Raw genomic sequence first — 18,623 nt, forward strand, 5'->3', positions numbered from 1 at the left:
GAACCTGTTTCAGGAATGGATGAGCGCGCGGCGGTTCAGGAACGAGGCCGGATCGCCGAACAGCTGGGCGCTGCCGTGCGCACGCTTGAAGTACAGGTGCGCATCGTGTTCCCAGGTGATGCCGATACCGCCGTGCAACTGGATCATCTCGCCGGCCACCGCCTCGAAGGCCTCCGAGCAGTAGGCCTTCGCCGTGGCCACCGCGAGCCCGGCATCGGCATCGCCGCGGTCGAGGGCCTCGCCCGCCGCGTAGGCCGCCGAGCGTGCCGCCTCGACCAGGACGAACATGTCCGCCATCCGGTGCTTGAGGGCCTGGAAGGAGCCGATCGCGCGACCGAACTGCACCCGCGACTTCGCGTACTCGACGGTCGCCGCCAGCGCCTGCGCGGCCGCGCCCACCTGCTCCGCGGCGAGCACCGCGCAGGTCACGTCCAGTGCGTGCGCGAACACGGAGCCCGCGTCGTCGAGCACCACGGTCCCGGTCGCACCGTCGACGGTGACCTCGGCGAGGCGCCGGGTGGGATCCATCGTGGGTGTGTGCCGCCGCGACGCGGACTCGCCGTCGATCAGGTGCACCACCGTCCGGTCGCCGTCGCCGGCGACCAGCAGCAGATCGTCCGCGAGATCGCCGTCGAGGACGAAGCGCGCCGTCCCGGATACCGAGCCGTCGCGCACGCGCAGCGCCCGGTCGGCGAAATCCTCGCCGGCGAAGGCGACCGCCGCCGTGCGGGTGCCCGCCGCGAGATCGCCGAGCGTGCCCGCTGCGGGCGTTCCGGCTGCGCTGAGCAGCGTGGTCGCGAATACCGCCGAGCCCAGGAAGGGCGACGGGATCAGCCGCCGACCGAGCTCCTGCGCCACGGTCTGCAGGGCGCGGACCCCGGCGCCGACACCGTCGAACTCCTCGGGGACGGCCAGCGCCGCGACGCCCACCTGCTCGCACAGCACCGCCCACAGGTCGGCGTCGTAGCCGGCGGGGGAGTCGATCGCCGCACGCAGTGCCGCGTCCGACCAGCGCCGGTCCAGCACGCTGCGGACCGCACTCGCCAGATCGTCGAGTTCCGAGCTCATCGGGCCACCGCCCGGCCGCGCACCGACTCCAGCACGACGGTGCGGTGCTCGGCCTGGGTGCCCCACGCCGATTGCAGCGCCCGGACCTTGGTGAGCCAGATCCCGAGGTCGTGCTCAGCGGTGTAGCCGATGGCGCCGTGCACCTGCAGCGCGGTGCGCGCCGCCAGGTTCGCCGCATCGGCCGCGGCGACCCGGGCCGCCGAGACGTCCCGCGCCGCATCGAGATCGACACCGGTACCGCTTCCGGACAGTGCGACCGCGGCGCCCTGCACCAGCGGCGCCGCCAGTTCCAGGCGGGTCACCACATCGGCCAACAGGTGCTTGATCGCCTGGTACTCGCCGATCAGGTGGCCGTACTGCGCACGGGCCTTCGCGTAGGCGACGGCCTCGTCGAGGAGTCGCCGCCCCGCGCCGAGCGACTGCGCGGCGACACCGAAGGCGCCGAGCAGGAGCGCGCGATCGCGGTCACCGCTCACGCCGCCCGCGGCTGCGGGCGCCGGGAACAGGCGACGGGTGGGATCCACCGATCGATGCGGACCCGCCTCGGGGGCAGCGGCTTCCGCGACAGCGCCGTCCTCCGCGACCACGAATCGCAGGTCCGCCGCATCGGCGTCGAGCAGGTAGGGCGTGCGCGGCGCGAGCGCGACGGTGCCCATCGCCCCGCCCGCGAGCGCGGGCAGGTGCCGGTCGCCGAGATCGCCCGTGAGCAGCGCCGGAAGCACTGCGATCGATTCGACCACCGGTCCCGGAACGCCGTGGTATCCCAGGGCTTCGAGCGCGACGGCGAGGTCGGCGGCATCGGCGCCCACACCGTCGTGGACCTCATCGATCGCGAGCGCGGTGACGCCGAGGTCGGCGAGCGAGGCCCAGATCTTGCGGCCGGGTTCATGGTCGCCGGTGGCCCAGGCCCGCGCGGCGGACACGGTGCCCGCCGACGACAGCAGATCGTTCAGGGACGCCGCGAAGGCGCGGTTCTCGTCCGACGGTGCGAATCTCATCGGGACCCCCGAGGTAGGCCGAGGAGACGCTCGGCGATGGTGTTGCGCTGGATCTGGTCGGTGCCGCCGTAGATCGGGCCGGCCAGGGAGAACAGGTAGCCGGCGGGCCACCGCCCACCGTCGGGCGCGTCCGCTCCGGTGAGCTCGCCACGCGCGCCGAGCACGTCGAGCGCGGTCTCGTGCAGGCCCACGTCCAGGTGGCTCCAGAACAGCTTGTTGACGCTCGACTCCGGGCCCAGCTCGCCGCCGTCCTGCAGCCGGGTGACGGTGCCGAAGGTGTACAGCTGGTACGCCCGCGCCCCGATCCAGGCATCGGCCACCCGCTGGGCAGCAGCCGAATCGGCTGATCCGTCCTCCCGATCCCACAGGTCCACCAGCGCATCCGCCGCGGACAGGAACCGGCCGGGGCTGCGCAGGGAGAGTCCGCGCTCGTTGTTCGCCGTGGTCATCGCGACCCGCCACCCCTGGCCGGGCTCGCCGATCACATCGGCGTCCGGAACGAAGACCTCGTCGAGGAAGATCTCGGCGAAGCCCGGTTCGCCGTCGAGCTGGGGGATCGGCCGCACCGTCACACCGGGCGCCCGCAGGTCGAACATCAGGTAGGTGAGGCCGCGGTGCCGCTCCGAACCGGGTTCGCTGCGGAACAGACCGAAGGCGCTGTCCGCGAAGGCGGCGCGCGAGCTCCAGGTCTTCTGTCCCGAGAGTTTCCAGCCGCCCTCGACGCGGGTCGCCGTGGAACGCAGGGAGGCGATATCGCTGCCCGCTTCGGGCTCCGACCACGCCTGCGCCCACACCCGCTCCGACCGCGCCATCGCGGGAAGGATGCGGGCGCGCTGCTCCTCGGTCCCGTGGCTGAACAACGTGGGGGCCAGCATGAACAGGCCGTTCTGGTTCACTCGCAGCGGTGCGCCCGAGGCGTAGTACTCCTCCTCGAACAGCACCCACTGCAGCAGCGTGGCCTCGCGGCCGCCGTACTCGCGCGGCCACGAGACGGCGGCGAGGCCGGCATCGGCCAGCACCGCGTCCCAGGCCCGGTGCGCCGCGAATCCCTCGACGGTGTCGAAGGACGGAAGCGGCTGCGCCGGAACGTTCGCGGCGAGCCAGGCCCGCACCTCATCGCGGAAGGCGAGGGTGGCCTCGTCGAACTCGAGGTCCACTACTCGGCCTTCCCGGTGGCCTTGTCATCGGTGGCGCTGCGTGCGCCGGACGCCATCGATTTGGCGTCCTGGCCGCCCAGCGAATCCCCGCCCGAGAGTTCGGCGTTGTGCGCGTGCGCGAAGTGATGCAGCCCGAACACCGAGTCCATTCCGGCGCGCATCCCCATCAGGTCCTCGCACTGGTTCACGGCCTTCTTCGTCAGCGCCAGGCCGAAACTCGGCATCTCGGCGATCCGCTCGGCCAGCGCGAGCGTCTCCTCCTCGAGCTCGGCGCGCGGCACCACCCGGTTCACCATGCCCCATTCCTTGGCCTGCTGCGCCGAGAACCGGTCGCCGGTGAACAGGAACTCCTTCGCCGCCCGCGGTCCCATCACCCACGGATGGGCGAAGTACTCCACGCCCGGGATGCCCATCCGCACCACGGGATCGGAGAAGAAGGCGTCCTCGGAGGCCACGATCAGGTCACAGCTCCAGGCCAGCATGAGCGCACCGGCGATGCAGGCGCCCTGCACCGAGGCGATCACGGGCTTCGGGATCTCCCGCCAGCGGCGGCACATCCCGAGGTACACCTCGGATTCGCGGGCGAAGCGCTGGTCGCCGCCCTCGCGTCCCACGTGGTCCCACCACAGCACGGCCTTGTTCTCGAACCGGGTGTCCACATCGCGTCCGGGCGTTCCGATGTCGTGCCCCGCCGAGAAGTGCTTGCCCGCTCCCGCCAGCACGATCGCCTTGACCGCCGGATCCTCCACGGCGCGTACGAAGGCCGCATCGAGGGCGTAGGTCATCGCGGAGTTCTGCGCATTGCGGTACTCCGGACGGTTCATGGTGACCACGGCGACGGGCCCGCGGACCTCGTAGGTCACGGGCTCCTGCTCGCTCGCGGACGTGGGGCTGTCGGTCATCGCTTCTCTCCTGATACGGGATCGGGCTCGCCGCGCAGGACGCGCTTGAGCACCTTTCCGGTGGCGTTGCGGGGGAGCTCGGCGACGAACTCCACGCTGCGGGGGACTTTGAAGTTCGCGAGGGAGCCGCGGCAGTGCTCGATCACGGCATCCTCGGTGAGCGCCTGGCCGGCGGTGAGCACGACGAAGGCCTTGCCCACCTCGCCCAGCCGGGGCTCGGGCACTCCCACGACCGCGCTCTCCGAGACCCCGGGGATCCGCGCGATCACCTGTTCCACCTCGGCGGGATACACGTTGAAGCCGCCGTTGGTGAACATGTCCTTGATGCGGTCGGTGATCCGCAGGTTCCCCGCCTCGTCCATGCTCCCGGCGTCGCCGGTGTGGAACCACCCGGCGTCGTCGAAGGCCTTGGCGGTGGCCTCGGGATCCTCGAAGTACTCGGTGATCACGTTGGGGCCGCGCACCAGGATCTCGCCGTCCTCGGCGATGCGGACCTGCATATCGCGCACGGCCCGTCCGGACGTGGTGGCGATGACCGCGGGATCGTCGTCGGCGTGGCACATGGTGACCACCGGGGCCTCGGACAGCCCGTACGCGGTGAGCACGCGGTCGTAGCGCAGTTCATCGCGCATCCGCTCGATCAGCACCACCGGAATCGTCGCTGCTCCGGTGGTCGCGGCGCGCAGGCTCGACAGGTCGTAGTGCTCGCGCTCGGGATGGTCCAGCATCATCTGGTGGATGGTGGGGACGCCGGGAAGGATCGAGATCCGTTCGCGCGCGATGAGTTCGAAGGCGCGCACCACGTCGAAGGTCTGCTCGGGGTAGATGGTGGCACCGTGCTGGAGCGCGGCCAGGATGCCCGCCTTGAATCCGAAGATGTGGAAGAACGGGCTGAGGATCAGGTAGCGGTCCGCCTCGCTGACGCCGACCAGTTCGGCCCAGTTGGCCGCGTTGGCGAGGGTCTGCGCGTGGGTACTCACGGCACCCTTGCTGCGGCCCGATGTGCCCGAGGTGAAGAAGATGTCCGACGGTGACTGCGCGGTCACGGTGGCGGCCACCGCGTCGAGTTCCGCGTCCGGGACGGTCGCGCCGCGCGCGGGGACGCCCTCCCACTCGGGAAGCCGCAGCACGGAGACGATGTCGGCGGGCAGCTCCCCGGCGGTGCTCCGTACGAGTTCGAGCCGGTCGACCCCGAGGAAGGGGCCGGCCACCACGAAGGCCCGTGCACGGGTGCGCACCAGGAGGTCCACGATCTCGGGGCCCGTGTAGCGGGTGTTCACCGGTACCAGCACGGCGCCGATGTAGGCCAGGCCCAGCGCCGCCTCGATCCACTCGTGCCCGTTGGGTGCGCAGATCGCCACCCGGTCGCCCGGGCGGACCCCGTCGGCCAGCAGCGCCTTGGCCACCGCCCGAGCCCGATCGTGGAGCTCCGCGTAGCCGATGCGGCGCTCGCCGTCGACCACCGCGGGGTGGTCCGCGAACCGCTCTGCGGCCGCGCGCAGGACCGATGCAATGGTGCCCGACATGCGAAAAGCCTCCTACCTAGCAAGTGCTTGGTAGAACACGTTACAGTGCCGGTGGTTTCTATGTAACCTGATTCCACCAAGCAATCGCTTGGTGAGCGGGAAGGAGAGCGGTGGCCACGGCGATGGACGAGTCCGATGCGCAGTACCGCGCGCGGATCCGGGACTGGCTCGCGACGAACCTGGCCGGCGAGTTCGCCGGCCTGCGGGGCGCCGGCGGCCCGGGCCGCGAACACGAGTTCTTCGAGGAGCGGATGGTGTGGGAGCGCCATCTCGCGGCCGCGGGGCTGAACTGCGTGGGGTGGCCCACCGAGTACGGAGGGGCGGGGGCCACGCTCGCCCAGCAGGTGATCTTCCACGAGGAGTACGCCCGCGCCGAGGCGCCGGCCAAGGTCTCGCACCTCGGCCAGGAACTGCTGGGCCCCACGCTCATCGCCTTCGGCACCGAGGAGCAGAAGCAGCGCTTCCTCCCCGCGATCCGCGACGTCCGCGAGCTGTGGTGCCAGGGCTATTCGGAGCCGGGCGCGGGATCCGACCTCGCCAATGTCAGCACGCAGGCCCGGCTCGAGGGCGACGAGTGGGTGATCTCCGGGCAGAAGGTGTGGACCTCTCTCGCGCACGTGGCCGACTGGTGCTTCGTGGTCGCCCGCACCGAGCCGGGGAGCGCTCGGCACAAGGGCCTGTCGTACCTCCTGGTGCCCATGGATCAGCCGGGTATCGAGGTGCGACCGATCGTGCAGCTCACCGGCACCTCCGAGTTCAACGAGGTCTTCTTCGACGGTGCGCGCACGGCCGCCGCCAATGTGGTCGGCGAACCCGGCGAGGGCTGGCGGGTCGCGATGGGCACCCTCGCCTTCGAGCGCGGTGTCGCCACCCTGGGCCAGCAACTCGGATTCCGCAGGGAGCTGCAACGACTCACCGATCTCGCGATCGACTCCGGAGCCGCCGAACGCCCCGAGATCGCCGATCGGCTGCGCCGCGCCTGGACCGAACTCGATGTGATGCGCGCCCACGCGCTGCGCACTCTGGGCTCGGCCGAGACCGGCACCGCGGAGGTCGCGAAACTGCTCTGGGCCAACTGGCACCGCGGCCTCGGCGAGATCGCGATGGCGATCCGGGGAGCCGATGGGCTGTTGGCCGACCCCGAGCTCGACGACTGGCAGCGCCTGTTCCTGTTCACCCGCGCCGACACCATCTACGGCGGCTCCAACGAGATTCAGCGCAACATCCTCGCCGAGCGCGTGCTCGGCCTGCCGAGAGAGGCTCGACCGTGACCGCGATTCCCGCACCTCCCTACCCGCAGGGCCGCAACATCCTCGAAGACCGCGTCGTCGTGGTCACCGCCGCCGCCGGCACCGGGATCGGCTCCGCCACCGCCAAGCGCTGCCTCGAAGAGGGCGCGCGCGTAGTGATCTCGGACTGGCACGAGCGGCGCCTCGGCGAGAAGCTCGACGAGCTCGCGTCCGAGTTCGGCGACCGGGTGCACGCCGTGCCCTGCGATGTGACGGTCGAGGATCAGGTGCAGGGCCTGTTCGACGGTGCCGCAGCGCGGTTCGGCCGCATCGACGTGGTGGTCAACAACGCCGGACTCGGCGGCAGCGTCGCGGTGCAGGACATGACCGACGAGCAGTGGTCCCGCGTGCTCGACGTGACCCTCACCGGCACCTTCCGCGCCACCCGCGCGGCCATCAACCGGTTCATCGGGCAGGGTGGAGGTGGAGTGATCGTCAACAACGCCTCGGTGATCGGCTGGCGGGCCCAGGCCGAACAGGCGCACTACGCCGCCGCCAAGGCCGGGGTCATGGCGCTCACCCGATGCTCCGCGGTGGATGCGGCGGAGCACGGCATCCGGATCAACGCCGTGTCCCCCAGCATCGCCATGCATCCCTTCCTCGCCAAGGTCACCTCCGATGAGCTGCTCGACGAGCTCTCGCGCCGCGAGGTCTTCGGGCGGGCGGCCGAACCCTGGGAGGTGGCGAACGTGATCGTCTTCCTGGCCTCGGACTACTCCTCGTACCTGACCGGGGAGGTGCTCTCGGTGAGCAGTCAACATGCCTAGACCCGATGTCTCGGCGCGCCGAGCCGAACTCCTGGTGGTGTGCGCGAAGCTGTTCGCCGAGAACGGCTACCGCGCCACCACCGTGCGCGATATCGCCGATGCGGCCGGGATCCTGTCGGGCAGCCTGTACCACCACTTCGACTCCAAGGAATCGATGGTGGACGAGATCCTCCGAGAGTTCCTGGGGCGCCTGTTCACCCGGTACCGCGCCGTGCTCGCCTCCGGCGCCGATCCGCGCGAGCAACTGCGCGGCTGTGTGATCGCCTCCTTCGATGCGATCGACTCCAGCCCCGAGGCGGTGGCGATCTACCAGGCCGAGGCGCGCTCGCTGGCCCAGCTCGACCGGTTCGGCTACATCGCCGACCGGCTGGACGAGTTCCGCTCCATGTGGCGCGACATCCTGACGCGCGGCGTCGAATCCGGGGACTTCCGGGCGGATCTCGACATCGACGTCACCTACCGCTTCCTCCGCGACACCGTGTGGATCGCGGTCCGGTGGTATCGCCCCGGCGGAGCGCTCACCTCCGACGCGGTGGCCCAGCAGTACCTCAGCATCCTCGAGCAGGGCATCGCCCGCCGATCCGAATCCCCAAGGGAGCAGTCATGACCGAGATCACCCCCGGCGCCTACATCATCGACGCGGTCCGTACGCCCACCGGCAAGCGCGGCGGCTCACTGGCCGGTGTGCACTCCGCCGACCTCGGCGCGCACGTGCTGCGCGCCACCGTGGAGCGGTCCGGTGTGGATCCGGCACTGATCGACGATGTGATCATGGGCTGCTGCGACACCATCGGCCCGCAGTCCGGCAACATCGCCCGCACCTCCTGGCTCGCCGCGGGACTTCCCGAACACGTTCCCGGCGTCACCGTCGACCGGCAGTGCGGGTCCAGCCAGCAGTCGGTGCATTTCGCGGCGCAGGCCGTCCTGTCCGGCACCGCCGATGCGGTGGTGGCGGCGGGCGTGCAGAACATGAGCGCGATCCCGATCAGCGCGGCCATGCTGGCCGGCCGCGAGTACGGCTTCGACGATCCGTTCTCCGGTTCCGTGGGCTGGCGTGAGCGCTACGGCGATGTGGAGGTCTCCCAGTTCACCAGCGCCGACATGATCGCCACCAAGTGGGGCATCTCGCGGCGCCGGATGGAGGAGTTCGCGCTCGCGAGCCACGAACGCGCCATCGACGCCATCGACGCCGGACGGTTCGCGGCCGAGATCGCCGCGGTGGGCGAGTTCGCGACCGACGAGACCCCGCGGCGCGGTACCAGCCTGGACAAGATGGCCAGCCTGGCCCCGCTCGCGGAGGGCTCGGCCATCACCGCGGCCGTCGCCAGCCAGATCGCCGACGGTGCCGCGGCCCTCGTCGTGGCCTCGGCCGACTTCGTCAAGGCCCACGGGCTGCGGCCCCGCGCCCGCATCCACCACATCTCGGTGCGCGCCGCCGATCCCGTGTGGATGCTCACCGGTCCGATTCCGGCCACCAAGCACGCCCTCGAGAAGACGGGGCTCACCGTCGGAGACATCGATCTGTTCGAGTGCAACGAGGCCTTCGCGTCGATCCCGCTCGCCTGGATGGACGAGCTCGGTATTCCGCACGAGAAGGTGAACGTCAACGGCGGCGGTATCGCCCTGGGGCACCCGCTGGGCGCCACGGGGGCGAAGCTGATGACCACGCTCCTGCACGAGCTCGAGCGCCGCGACGGACGCTACGCCCTGCAGACGATGTGCGAGGGCGGCGGCACCGCCAATGTCACCGTGATCGAGCGCGTGTGATCCGCACCGCTCGATGAATCAGCGCAGAACGTAACCGAAGCCGCGCACGCTGTGCACGTGGTGCCACTTCGGGGTGTCGATCTTCGAGCGCAGTCGCTGCACCGCGTTGTCGACGATGCGTGACCGGCCCAGGTAGTCGTGGCCCCATGCCTGCCGGAGCAGCGAGTCCCGCGACTGGGGCACGCCGCGCCGCGCCGCGAGGGCGAGGAGCAGCCCTATCTCGGTGGCGGTGAGCAGGACGGGATCGCCGTTGCGGGAGACGGTGCGCGTGGTGGGGTCGATCGACAGTCCGCTCTGCTCGATCGTCACCGGTCCGCCGTCGGCGGTGCCGCCCGATTCGTGCGTGCGGCAGGTCAGGGTGCAGGCGCCGGTCGACCGGGCGCGGCGCCGGATGGCGCGCAGCCGGGCGTCGATCTCGCGGTCGGACACGGGGCGCGTGACGAAATCGTCCGCGCCCACGGTGAGCGCGGCGATGGTGTGGACCTCGTCGCGGTTCGCTCCGCCGATCATCAGGATCGGCACGTCGCTGAGCCGGCGGAGCTCCCGGCAGGCGTCGAAGGCGTCCCCGTTGTCGGAGTCGATGATGACGGCGGAGATGTCCGCCAGCGCCCGCATGGGCACGGCGTCGCTGACCGGGGCCAGCAGCACCGCGTGACCCTGAGCCTCGAGCCTGGCCTCGGAAGGAACCGCGATCGACGGGTCTGCCGAGCTGTGCAAGTAGAGGATCTGCACGATTCTCCTTCGCTCCGACAAGTAATGGCATGATGCAGTATCGACAATACTTTGGCTCTGCCGCCGAACGGCCGCCGACCTCCGTCTGAGCGTCTGCAAAGACGAGGTTTGCGTCGCCAATGTCGCGACACGCCGTAATACTGTCTCCGTAAGTTATCTGAGGTTCTCTCAGGCGTCAAGGGTATATACAGGTGGAAAGGCGTATAGATATGGCGTCGAACACGTGTCGGCGCAATGAAAATGTCGCGATTCGGTCGCGTGAGTGTGTTTTGTGTCGCAAAAACCCACCAGACCGCAGGTTCTGTTTGGCAAATTCTAAGGTGACGTGCTTTCCTTTGCTTACTCAATAGTGACCTTGCAGAGGAGTCGAAGAGTGCGTCGAATCAAGATCGGTATGGCAGCTGTGGCAGTCGCGGCCTGCGCCGTCTCGGTGATGTCGGTGGGGCCTGCCTCCGCTCAGATCACCCCGCAGAACCCGTCCGGCCCCGTCAAGGGTGGCAAGCAGACGATCAAGTCGTCCGAGGGTGTCAACGCTCAGATCGCGCTGTTCGACCTCAAGGCGAAGCTGTTCCCCCCGCTCGCGGGTGATAACAAGTCGCGGTTGGCTTACGTCGACGGCAAGGCCGAGGGCACCATCACCAAGGCGCCGGGCGATGTCGAGTCGGCCACGGTCGAGGTGGGCTACGTGGTGGCCTGCGGCGTCAAGGACGGCGGCTTCGAGTCGTGGATCGGTTCCAACCAGTCCATCAGCGGCGGCGTGGGCGTCGTCGGCGGTGCCCCCGGTCCGTTCGGTGCCATCGGCGCCGGCGTCGGCGGCACCCTGGGTCTGAGCCAGAACCAGGTCATCAAGACCGCACCGGGTGGCATCGTCTTCCTCCCGGTGGGCACCAAGACCATCCAGAAGCCCAAGCCCGGTGAGAGCTTCGGCGTGCGCTTCGGTGAGAAGCGCGTGAGCATCGAGGGCTGCATCGGCAGCGTCGACGCCGTCGCCTACTCCACCCTGACCGTCTCGTCGCGTGCTTTCGACGATATGAAGACCGTCTACAGCGAGGTCATGCGCTTCGCCTGATCCCGCGGGATCAGGAGCGGAGGCCCGAGAGCGCGTCCAGGCGCGCCTCGGCCTCCGTGACGATCCGCTCGATCAGCTCCGCCACGGTCGGGAGATCCTCGATGATCCCCGCCACCTGGCCGGACGCGAGCACACCGGCCTCGGTGTTGCCCTCGACCAATCCGGCCCGCAACAACATCGGCGTGTTCGCCGACATCATCAACTGGCTCCAGGTGCGGTCGCCGCCCTTCTTCAGGGCGAGCCCCTCGTTGATCAGGCCCTTCCAGGAGACCCCGGTCAGAGCCTGGAAGCGCAGCGTGTTCCGCGCCGCGTGCGCCAATGTGGCCACGCCGTGCGATCGTTCCAGCGCCTCGACCAGTGCGGTGCGCAGCACTCGGTGCGGCATGCCGTCCACCTTGGTGGTCACCACCGTGTCCGACAGCCCGCGCTGCAGGTACTCCGCCTTCACCGAATCGGGCACCCGGCTGTCCTGCGTCAGTAGGAACCGTGTGCCCATCGCCACGCCCGATGCCCCGTAGGCCAGTGCCGCGGCCAGGCCCCGGCCGTCGAAGAACCCGCCCGCCGCGATCACCGGGATGTCCACCGCGTCCAGGACCGAGGGCAGCAGCAGCGTGGTCGCCACACCGCCGGTGTGACCGCCACCCTCGCCGCCCTGCACCACCACCGCGTCCGCGCCCCAGGACGCCACCTTCTCGGCGTGTCGTGCGGCTCCGATCGATGGGATCACCACCAGGCCCGCGTCTTTGAGCTGCGCGATCATCTCCTTGCGCGGGGCCAGGGCGAACGATGCCACCCGCACGCCCTCGCGGATCAACAGCTCCACCCGCTGCTGCGCGTCCTCGGCGTCCGCCCGCAGGTTCACCCCGAAGGGCTTGTCCGTGCGCTCCTTGGTCTTCCGGATCGCCGTCTCCAGCTCCGGGTAGGTCATCGTGGCCGAGGCCAGGATGCCCAGGCCCCCGGCGTTCGCGGTCGCCGCGGTGAGGTGGGCACCCGAGACCCAACCCATGCCGGTCTGCACCACGGGGTGCTCGATTCCCACCAGGTCGGTGAGCGGGGTGCGCAGCGTCATGCCGGAACCTCGCGGTTGCGCAGGCCCTTCGGGTCGACGACGGTGCGGATCAGTTGCAGTTCGCGATCGTCGGGCAGCCGCGTCTGCGGGGCCCCGGCACCGTCCAGTTCGAAGCCCGTGGCCTCGCGGACCTGCTGCTCCGTGACACCGGGGTGCACGGACAGCAGTGTCATCGCGCCCTCGGCGTTGAAGCCGAGTACGGCGAGATCGGTGACCACGCGGTACACGTCGTGGAAGCGGGTGGCGGCGGGGCCGGCGGCGCGGGCGCTGTCGTAGCCGACGCCACTGATCACGTCGACCGCATCGACGAAGACCCGGGTGGAGTGCTTGGGGATCCAGTACGAGGTGCGGTTGTTCACCGTGTTGCCCGGTCCGCCGCGCACGCCCAGCAACTGGCGCGACGGTGCGCGGTGGTCACCGATGGCCGAGATGTTCTGGTTGCCGTAGCGGTCGATCTGGCTGGCGCCCATGATCACGTGCCGCTTGCCGTGCGGCACCACCACATCGAGCACCTTCTTGAAGGGCTGCCAGCCCTCGATCCCGGCGGAGGGGTTCGCGGCGTCGGCCACGAGGTAGGCCTCGCCGTCGGACAGCAGCAGATCGGGCTCGAAGCTCAGGCGGGCGAGCCGGCCACCGAAGGACGGGATCAATCCCATCGGGCTGGCGGTGATCTCGCCGTCGCCGCGGAACAGGTCCGCGATGGCGGTGACGCACACCTCGGCGCGGGTGATGTCGGTCATTTCGCGTCCTCCTGCTCGGCGGCCCACGCCGCCACCTCTGCCTGGTAGTGCGCCTCGTCGCCGGTGAGGAAGCGCTCGGTGAAGGCCGCCCAGGAATCGGGGTCCTTCGCGCTCGCCGCGTAGTGGCGCTGGAACTTCTCATCCCGCCCGTAGTCCGGTGCGGCGGTGGTGAAGTGGGCGCCGTTCGGCGTCTCGATCACACCGGTCACGGCGCTGCGGTTGATCAGCAGCGACTGCACGGGCCCACCTGCCACCAACTCCTCGGTGCTCACGATCTTCTCGCAGGAGACGTAGCAGCGCTCCGCCGCCAACGCGAAGTCGTCGTCGAAGTAGGGGTCGGGGCCGAGGTACTGCGCGTTGCCACGGGCGTCGGCGCGATCCATGTGGATCAGCGAGGCGTCCAGGTGCAGCGGCGGCACCGCCACCAGCTCTTCGCCGTCGGCGTAGGGCGAGCGCACCGTCTTCAGGTCCGGGTTGGTGGCCATGACCGCCGAGCCGAGTCCGGCGCGGATGGGCTGGAAGGGGAGGCGTTGCACCGCGGCCTTGAGTCCCGCCGCGAACATGCCCTCGTCCCACTCGGAGACCTCGATGGCGCCCGCCTGCCGGGCCCGGGCGAAGTTGGGGTCGATCGGGACCGAATCGAGCGTCACGAAACCGAAGACGAGCCGGCGGATCTTGCCCGCGGCGGCGAGCAGACCCACATCGGGGCCACCGTACGAGACCACCGTCAGGTCCTTGAGGTCCGACCGCAGGATCGCGCGCACCAGTGCCATCGGCTTGCGCCGCGAGCCCCATCCGCCGATGCCGAGGGTCATCCCGTCGTGCAGCTCCGCGACCACCTGTTCGGGAGTCATCCTCTTGTCGCTCATGCCTTCTCCTCCCCGGTGGCGGCCTCGCCCACGGTGCGGCCGGTGGCCACGAACTCACGACGGTGCTCGTCGGAGTAACCGGCCAGGTTCAGTTCGAATGTGAAGCCCTGCTCGAAGCGGTAGCTGGTGTGCACGTTCACCGGATCGATGCCGTTGATGGCTTCCTTGGCCTTGCGGATCACCCGGGTGTCCTTGGCGGCGATCGCCCGGGCCACCTCCAGCGCGGCCTCGTCCAGCTCGGCGCGCGGCACCACGCGGTAGACCGATCCGAAGTGGTGGAGCTGCTGCGCCGTCGCCGTGCCGGCGGTGAAGTACAGGGTGCGCATCAGGTGCTGTGGCACCAGGCGCGCGAGATGCGTTGCGGCTCCCAGTGCCCCGCGATCGACCTCGGGCAGGCCGAAGGTGGCGTCGTCGGAGGCGAGGACCACGTCCGCGTTGCCCACCAGGCCGATCCCACCGCCCAGGCAGAAGCCGTTCACCGCCACGATCACGGGTACCGCGCAGTCGTACACGGCGGAGAAGGCGGCGGCGCACCCGTGGTTGGCGCCGATCAGGGCGCCGTAGCCCTCGGAGGCGTCGATCTCCTTGATGTCGACCCCGGCGTTGAATCCCCGGCCCTCCGCGCGGAGCACCACCACGTGGCATTCGGGGTCGGCTCCGGCCTCGGTGAGGGCGGTCGCGAGGTCGAACCAGCCCTGCACGGTGAGGGCGTTGACGGGCGGCGCGTCCACCGTGATCACATGGATTCCGGGGGCCGCGACGGTGGTCTTGATCGGTGTGGACACACCGCCTCCTTCGAGGTAGACAGGTAGAACGTGATCTAAACCAAGCAATTGCTTGGTACGCTACCACCGTTGTCCGGTCAGCCGGAATGGGAAGGCGGAAACGATGTCCAGCAACGCACCGGCAGTGCCGGGGCTCGACGATGCGGTGGTCCTCATCACCGGCGGCGCACGCGGGATCGGCGCGGGGATCGCGCGGGTCTTCCTGCGCGCCGGGGCCACCGTCGTGGTGTGTGCGCGACGCGAGCCCGAGACCGCCGTCGGGGTCGACGGCCGCACCGCGGAGTTCGTCGCCTGCGATGTGCGCGACGCCGAGCAGGTCGCCGCCATGATCGACGGGATCGTCGAGCGACACGGCCGGCTCGACGTACTGATCAACAACGCGGGCGGTGCGCCCCATGCCGATGCCGCCACCGCCTCGCCCCGGTTCCACGACAAGGTGATCGGGCTCAATCTGCTGGCACCCCTGCTCGTGGCCCAGCGTGCCAACGCCGCGATGCAGGCCGCGGGTGGCGGCGCCATCATCAACATCTCGAGCGTGAGCGCCACCCGCCCCTCGCCCGGTACCGCCGCCTACGGGGCGGCCAAAGCCGGCCTCGATTCGCTCACCGCCAGCCTCGCGGTCGAATGGGCACCGGCCGTGCGCGTCAACGCCCTCGACGTGGGCATGGTGCGCACCGAGGCGGCGCAGCAGCACTACGGTGACGATGCGGGCATCGCAGCGATCGGCGCCACGATCCCGCTCGGTCGGCTCGCAGACCCGGAGGAGATCGGTTCCTGCGCGGCGTTTCTCGCCTCGCCCCTCGCGTCCTACGTGAGCGGCGCCACCATGCTCGTCCACGGCGGCGGCGAGCGCCCCGCCTTCCTCGCCGCGGCGAACGCCGATCACGGCGCCTGAACCACTTGGAAACCACTAGGAGAAGACATGACTGGAATCGTCGACGGCCGCGTGGTCATCGTGACGGGGGCCGGCCGCGGTATCGGGCGCGCACATGCGCTCGCCTTCGCCGCGGAGGGAGCTGCCGTGGTGGTCAACGACTACGGGGTGGGTCTGGACGGGGGAGACGCCTCGTCGGGTCCCGCCGGCGAGGTGGTCGAGGAGATCCGGGCGGCCGGCGGCCGCGCGGTCGCGAACGCCTCGGACGTGGCCGACTGGGCCGGTGCGCAGGCGCTGGTGCGCACCGCGATCGACGAGTTCGGCCGGCTGGACGTACTGGTCAACAACGCCGGGTTCCTGCGCGACCGGATGCTGGTGAACATGTCCGAACAGGAGTGGGACGCGGTGACCCGCGTGCACCTCAAGGGGCACTTCGCGATGCTGCGGCACGCCGCCGGGTACTGGCGTGACGAATCCAAGGCGGGGCGGCAGCCGGACGCCCGGGTGATCAACACCAGTTCCGGTGCCGGACTGCTGGGCAGTGTGGGCCAGGGCAACTACGCGGCGGCGAAGGCCGGTATCGCCGAGATGACGATTCAGGCCGCGGCCGAGATGGGGCGCTACGGGATCACCGTGAACGCGATCGCCCCGGCCGCGCGCACCCGGATGACCGAGGTCACCTTCGCCGACGATATGGCCGCTCCCGCCGATGGTTTCGATGCGATGGCGCCGGAGAACGTCTCGCCGCTCGTGGTCTGGCTGGGAAGCACGGAGTCCGCCGATGTCACGGGCCGGGTCTTCGAAGTGGAGGGCGGCAAGGTATCCGTCGCACAGGGCTGGCGGCACGGGGCGGTCCGCGATAAGGGCGCCCGGTGGGAACCGGCCGAGCTGGGCGGGGTGGTGCGCGAGTTGATCGCCGCGGGGCCCGCACCGGAACCGGTGTACGGCGCCTGAGACGAGGAAGCCGGCCGCGTGGGAGGGGATTCCACACGGCCGGCTGTATCCCGGCGGAGGGGTGTGCCGAGTCCGGTGGGCTCAGTTCCTGCGGCTGAGCCGTCCGCTTCGTGCGAAGAAGTCCACGAGTTCCTCGGCCGTCTCGGCCATCGAGCGGGGCGCGTAGCCCAATTCGTTGCGCGCCTTCGTGATGTTCACCAGGGGCGAGGCGAACAACGGCCCCAGGGCGGCCTTGGACAGCACATCGGAACCCAGCCGGGCGTTGATCGGCTCGAGTACCGGCATGATCGCGGCGAGCGCGCCGATCGGGACCCCGATCTGCGGGCCGGGGCGTCCGGCCGCCTTGGCGGACAGCCGCATCGCATCGATGATGGGGGCGAATTCGCCACCCAGCAGGTAGTTCTCGCCGGTGCGGCCCTTCTCCGCCGCCAGCATCACACCCGCTGCCACGTCTCGCACATCCACCAGATCGAAACCCGCCTTGGAGACGAACACCGGCATGCGGCCGCGGGCCGCCGTGTACGCCAGCCGGTTCAGCCGGGACAGTGCGGCACCGTGATCGGCGGGCCCCCACACGCCGGTGGGGTTGCAGATGGTGGCGTCGAGACCGTCGTCGATCACCTTCCGCAGTTCCTGTTCGCCCGCCCACTTGGACCGGTCGTAGACCGGGATCTCGGGGCGCTCGGAGCGCGGCGCGGTCTCGTCGATCACGTCCACGAGGTCCTGGTCGAAGGCATGGATCGAGCTGAGGTGCACCATTTTCCGGACACCCGCATCGAGTGCCGCCCGGGCCACCGTTGCCACGCCCTGGGTGTTGAGCCGCCACGCGTTCTCGTCCTGCATGCGCAGCGTGATCATCGCGACCAGGTGATACACCACCTCGACACCCTCGAACGCCGCGCGCATCGCCGCCGGATCCAGCACGCTGGCCTGCACCCAGCGCACGCCCTCGGGCGCGTGCGGGGAATCGGTCCGGTCGATCGCGACCACGTCGTGCCCCTGCTCGACGAGCCGCTCCAGAAGGTTCCCGCCGACGAATCCGGCTGCGCCGGTGACCGCTACCCGCATGCTCAGATCCGCTCGATGATGGTGCCCGTGGCCATCGCGCCACCGCAGCACATCGCGATCAGGGCGGTCGAGGCGTCCCGACGCTCGAGCTCGTGCAGGGCGGTGGTGATGAGCCGGGCGCCGGTCGATCCGACGGGATGGCCGAGCGCGATCGCACCGCCGTTGACGTTGACCTTTTCGGGATCGGGGCCGATCACCGACTGCCACGACATGACCACCGAGGCGAAGGCTTCGTTGACCTCGAAGAGGTCGATGTCGCTCAGCGCGCGGCCGGATCGCTCCAGCACGCGTTCGGTGGCCCGGATGGGGCCGTCGAGGTGGTAGTAGGGCTCGCCGCCGACCAGTGCCTGCGAGACGATGCGCGCCCGCGGGGTGAGGCCGAGCGCGGCGGCCCGGTCGGAGTCCATGAGCAGGACGGCGGCGGCACCGTCGGACACCTGCGACGACGTGCCCGCGGTGTGCAGCCCACCGTCGAGCATGGGCTTGAGCTTGGCGAGCCCCTCGGCGGTGCTCTCGCGGGGCCCCTGGTCGCGGGAGACGAGCGTGGTCTCGCCGGTGGCGGCGCCGTCGGCCATCACGGGCGCCTTGAGCGGAGCGATCTCGCGGTCGAATCGCCCCTCGGCCCAGGCCTGCAGCGCCTTGCGCTGCGATGCGACGCCGAACGCGTCGACCTGCTCGCGGGTGAAGCCGCGCCGCTGCGCGATGCGCTCCGCCGCCTCGAACTGATTCGGCATGTCGATGGTCCACGAGTCGGGGCGGGGCGTGCCCAGGCCGGTGCCGCGGTTGGCACCCAGCGGGATCCGGCTCATCGACTCGACGCCGCAGGACACGCCCGCGGCGATGGCGCCCGTCGCGATGAGGCCGGCGATCAGGCCGGTGGCCTGCTGGGCGGAACCGCACTGCGCGTCGATGGTGGTGGCGCCGGTGAGCTCCGGCAGGCCCGCGTTGAGCCAGGCGATGCGGGTGATGTTGCCGGCCTGCTCGCCGGC

Annotated in this window: 19 protein-coding genes; 7 read left to right on the forward strand and 12 right to left on the reverse strand. The window is 70.3% G+C overall.

Annotated features, from left to right (window positions below; genetic code table 11):
* Positions 1–9: 9 nt before the first annotated feature.
* From ABD108_RS06250 to ABD108_RS06270, 5 genes are read right to left on the reverse strand one after another with little or no spacing between them, the layout of a single operon-like run.
* Positions 10–1,068 (reverse strand): acyl-CoA dehydrogenase family protein, encoded by a 1,059-nt coding sequence (locus tag ABD108_RS06250; protein ID WP_343929799.1) that lies wholly within the window; start codon positions 1,066–1,068, stop codon positions 10–12.
* Positions 1,065–2,066, reverse strand: a complete 1,002-nt coding sequence (locus ABD108_RS06255) for an acyl-CoA dehydrogenase family protein (protein ID WP_343929800.1) — start codon at positions 2,064–2,066, stop codon at positions 1,065–1,067. The genes ABD108_RS06250 and ABD108_RS06255 overlap by 4 nt, the downstream gene beginning before the upstream one ends.
* A complete protein-coding gene (locus tag ABD108_RS06260; RefSeq protein WP_220657567.1) occupies positions 2,063–3,223 on the reverse strand; it encodes an acyl-CoA dehydrogenase family protein in 1,161 nt (386 codons plus the stop codon). Before ABD108_RS06260 ends, ABD108_RS06255 begins: the two co-directional genes overlap by 4 nt.
* Positions 3,223–4,125 (reverse strand): enoyl-CoA hydratase, encoded by a 903-nt coding sequence (locus ABD108_RS06265; RefSeq protein ID WP_220657568.1) that lies wholly within the window; start codon positions 4,123–4,125, stop codon positions 3,223–3,225. The genes ABD108_RS06260 and ABD108_RS06265 overlap by 1 nt, the downstream gene beginning before the upstream one ends.
* Positions 4,122–5,651 (reverse strand): FadD3 family acyl-CoA ligase, encoded by a 1,530-nt coding sequence (locus ABD108_RS06270; RefSeq protein WP_220657569.1) that lies wholly within the window; start codon positions 5,649–5,651, stop codon positions 4,122–4,124. The genes ABD108_RS06265 and ABD108_RS06270 overlap by 4 nt, the downstream gene beginning before the upstream one ends.
* A 122-nt stretch (positions 5,652–5,773) precedes the next feature.
* Between ABD108_RS06270 and ABD108_RS06275 the strand changes: the two genes are divergently transcribed.
* The 4 genes from ABD108_RS06275 to ABD108_RS06290 are packed head-to-tail and all read left to right on the forward strand — an operon-like array spanning position 5,774 to position 9,474.
* A complete protein-coding gene (locus ABD108_RS06275) occupies positions 5,774–6,922 on the forward strand; it encodes an acyl-CoA dehydrogenase family protein (protein ID WP_343930080.1) in 1,149 nt (382 codons plus the stop codon).
* Positions 6,919–7,707, forward strand: coding sequence for an SDR family oxidoreductase (locus tag ABD108_RS06280; protein WP_220657570.1), 789 nt, complete (start codon positions 6,919–6,921; stop codon positions 7,705–7,707). Before ABD108_RS06275 ends, ABD108_RS06280 begins: the two co-directional genes overlap by 4 nt.
* On the forward strand, positions 7,700–8,314 hold the full coding sequence (locus tag ABD108_RS06285; protein WP_220657571.1) for a TetR/AcrR family transcriptional regulator: 615 nt from the start codon (positions 7,700–7,702) through the stop codon (positions 8,312–8,314). The genes ABD108_RS06280 and ABD108_RS06285 overlap by 8 nt, the downstream gene beginning before the upstream one ends.
* Positions 8,311–9,474, forward strand: coding sequence for an acetyl-CoA C-acetyltransferase (locus ABD108_RS06290; protein WP_343929801.1), 1,164 nt, complete (start codon positions 8,311–8,313; stop codon positions 9,472–9,474). Before ABD108_RS06285 ends, ABD108_RS06290 begins: the two co-directional genes overlap by 4 nt.
* Positions 9,475–9,492: 18 nt before the next feature.
* Here the strand turns inward: ABD108_RS06290 and ABD108_RS06295 are convergent, their stop codons facing one another.
* Positions 9,493–10,206, reverse strand: a complete 714-nt coding sequence (locus tag ABD108_RS06295; protein WP_305111334.1) for a winged helix-turn-helix transcriptional regulator — start codon at positions 10,204–10,206, stop codon at positions 9,493–9,495.
* A gap of 394 nt (positions 10,207–10,600) precedes the next feature.
* Here ABD108_RS06295 and ABD108_RS06300 point away from each other — a divergent pair, with 394 nt between their 5' ends.
* Complete coding sequence (locus ABD108_RS06300; RefSeq protein ID WP_255585637.1) at positions 10,601–11,275, forward strand: MspA family porin; 675 nt, start codon at positions 10,601–10,603, stop codon at positions 11,273–11,275.
* A 10-nt stretch (positions 11,276–11,285) separates the two neighbouring features.
* Here the strand turns inward: ABD108_RS06300 and ABD108_RS06305 are convergent, their stop codons facing one another.
* Genes ABD108_RS06305 through ABD108_RS06320 form a run of 4 tightly spaced genes read right to left on the reverse strand, consistent with a single transcriptional unit; the run spans position 11,286 to position 14,738 of the window.
* Positions 11,286–12,344, reverse strand: a complete 1,059-nt coding sequence (locus ABD108_RS06305; protein ID WP_343929802.1) for an NAD(P)H-dependent flavin oxidoreductase — start codon at positions 12,342–12,344, stop codon at positions 11,286–11,288.
* On the reverse strand, positions 12,341–13,084 hold the full coding sequence (locus ABD108_RS06310; RefSeq protein WP_220657576.1) for a CoA-transferase subunit beta: 744 nt from the start codon (positions 13,082–13,084) through the stop codon (positions 12,341–12,343). Before ABD108_RS06310 ends, ABD108_RS06305 begins: the two co-directional genes overlap by 4 nt.
* Positions 13,081–13,953, reverse strand: coding sequence for a CoA transferase subunit A (locus ABD108_RS06315; RefSeq protein WP_343929803.1), 873 nt, complete (start codon positions 13,951–13,953; stop codon positions 13,081–13,083). The genes ABD108_RS06310 and ABD108_RS06315 overlap by 4 nt, the downstream gene beginning before the upstream one ends.
* Entirely contained in the window at positions 13,950–14,738 is a 789-nt protein-coding gene (locus tag ABD108_RS06320; RefSeq protein ID WP_220657578.1) for an enoyl-CoA hydratase family protein, read from the reverse strand. Before ABD108_RS06320 ends, ABD108_RS06315 begins: the two co-directional genes overlap by 4 nt.
* Before the next feature lie 103 nt (positions 14,739–14,841).
* Between ABD108_RS06320 and ABD108_RS06325 the strand changes: the two genes are divergently transcribed.
* The gene (locus ABD108_RS06325; protein ID WP_343929804.1) at positions 14,842–15,633 is read left to right on the forward strand and encodes an SDR family oxidoreductase; all 792 of its coding nucleotides are present in this window, start codon (positions 14,842–14,844) and stop codon (positions 15,631–15,633) included.
* Positions 15,634–15,660: 27 nt separating this feature from the next.
* Complete coding sequence (locus ABD108_RS06330) at positions 15,661–16,566, forward strand: SDR family oxidoreductase (protein ID WP_305111330.1); 906 nt, start codon at positions 15,661–15,663, stop codon at positions 16,564–16,566.
* A gap of 81 nt (positions 16,567–16,647) precedes the next feature.
* Here the strand turns inward: ABD108_RS06330 and ABD108_RS06335 are convergent, their stop codons facing one another.
* Complete coding sequence (locus tag ABD108_RS06335; RefSeq protein ID WP_220657581.1) at positions 16,648–17,634, reverse strand: NAD-dependent epimerase/dehydratase family protein; 987 nt, start codon at positions 17,632–17,634, stop codon at positions 16,648–16,650.
* Positions 17,635–17,636: 2 nt separating this feature from the next.
* Positions 17,637–18,623, reverse strand: a 987-nt coding sequence (locus ABD108_RS06340) for a steroid 3-ketoacyl-CoA thiolase (RefSeq protein ID WP_343929805.1), incomplete at its 5' end; no start/stop codon positions are given.

It is taken from the genome of Tsukamurella strandjordii (genome assembly GCF_039525985.1).
Taxonomy (GTDB): domain Bacteria; phylum Actinomycetota; class Actinomycetes; order Mycobacteriales; family Mycobacteriaceae; genus Tsukamurella; species Tsukamurella strandjordii.

Bases quoted from the DNA above. Each gene is read 5' to 3' on its own strand.
- ABD108_RS06250 (WP_343929799.1), bottom strand. From the start codon at position 1,068: ATGAGCTCGGAACTCGACGATCTGGCGAGTGCGGTCCGCAGCGTGCTG.
- ABD108_RS06255 (WP_343929800.1), bottom strand. From the start codon at position 2,066: ATGAGATTCGCACCGTCGGACGAGAACCGCGCCTTCGCGGCGTCCCTG.
- ABD108_RS06265 (WP_220657568.1), bottom strand. From the start codon at position 4,125: ATGACCGACAGCCCCACGTCCGCGAGCGAGCAGGAGCCCGTGACCTAC.
- ABD108_RS06270 (WP_220657569.1), bottom strand. From the start codon at position 5,651: ATGTCGGGCACCATTGCATCGGTCCTGCGCGCGGCCGCAGAGCGGTTC.
- ABD108_RS06275 (WP_343930080.1), top strand. From the start codon at position 5,774: ATGGACGAGTCCGATGCGCAGTACCGCGCGCGGATCCGGGACTGGCTC.
- ABD108_RS06285 (WP_220657571.1), top strand. From the start codon at position 7,700: ATGCCTAGACCCGATGTCTCGGCGCGCCGAGCCGAACTCCTGGTGGTG.
- ABD108_RS06290 (WP_343929801.1), top strand. From the start codon at position 8,311: ATGACCGAGATCACCCCCGGCGCCTACATCATCGACGCGGTCCGTACG.
- ABD108_RS06300 (WP_255585637.1), top strand. From the start codon at position 10,601: ATGGCAGCTGTGGCAGTCGCGGCCTGCGCCGTCTCGGTGATGTCGGTG.
- ABD108_RS06305 (WP_343929802.1), bottom strand. From the start codon at position 12,344: ATGACGCTGCGCACCCCGCTCACCGACCTGGTGGGAATCGAGCACCCC.
- ABD108_RS06310 (WP_220657576.1), bottom strand. From the start codon at position 13,084: ATGACCGACATCACCCGCGCCGAGGTGTGCGTCACCGCCATCGCGGAC.
- ABD108_RS06315 (WP_343929803.1), bottom strand. From the start codon at position 13,953: ATGAGCGACAAGAGGATGACTCCCGAACAGGTGGTCGCGGAGCTGCAC.
- ABD108_RS06325 (WP_343929804.1), top strand. From the start codon at position 14,842: ATGTCCAGCAACGCACCGGCAGTGCCGGGGCTCGACGATGCGGTGGTC.
- ABD108_RS06330 (WP_305111330.1), top strand. From the start codon at position 15,661: ATGACTGGAATCGTCGACGGCCGCGTGGTCATCGTGACGGGGGCCGGC.
- ABD108_RS06335 (WP_220657581.1), bottom strand. From the start codon at position 17,634: ATGCGGGTAGCGGTCACCGGCGCAGCCGGATTCGTCGGCGGGAACCTT.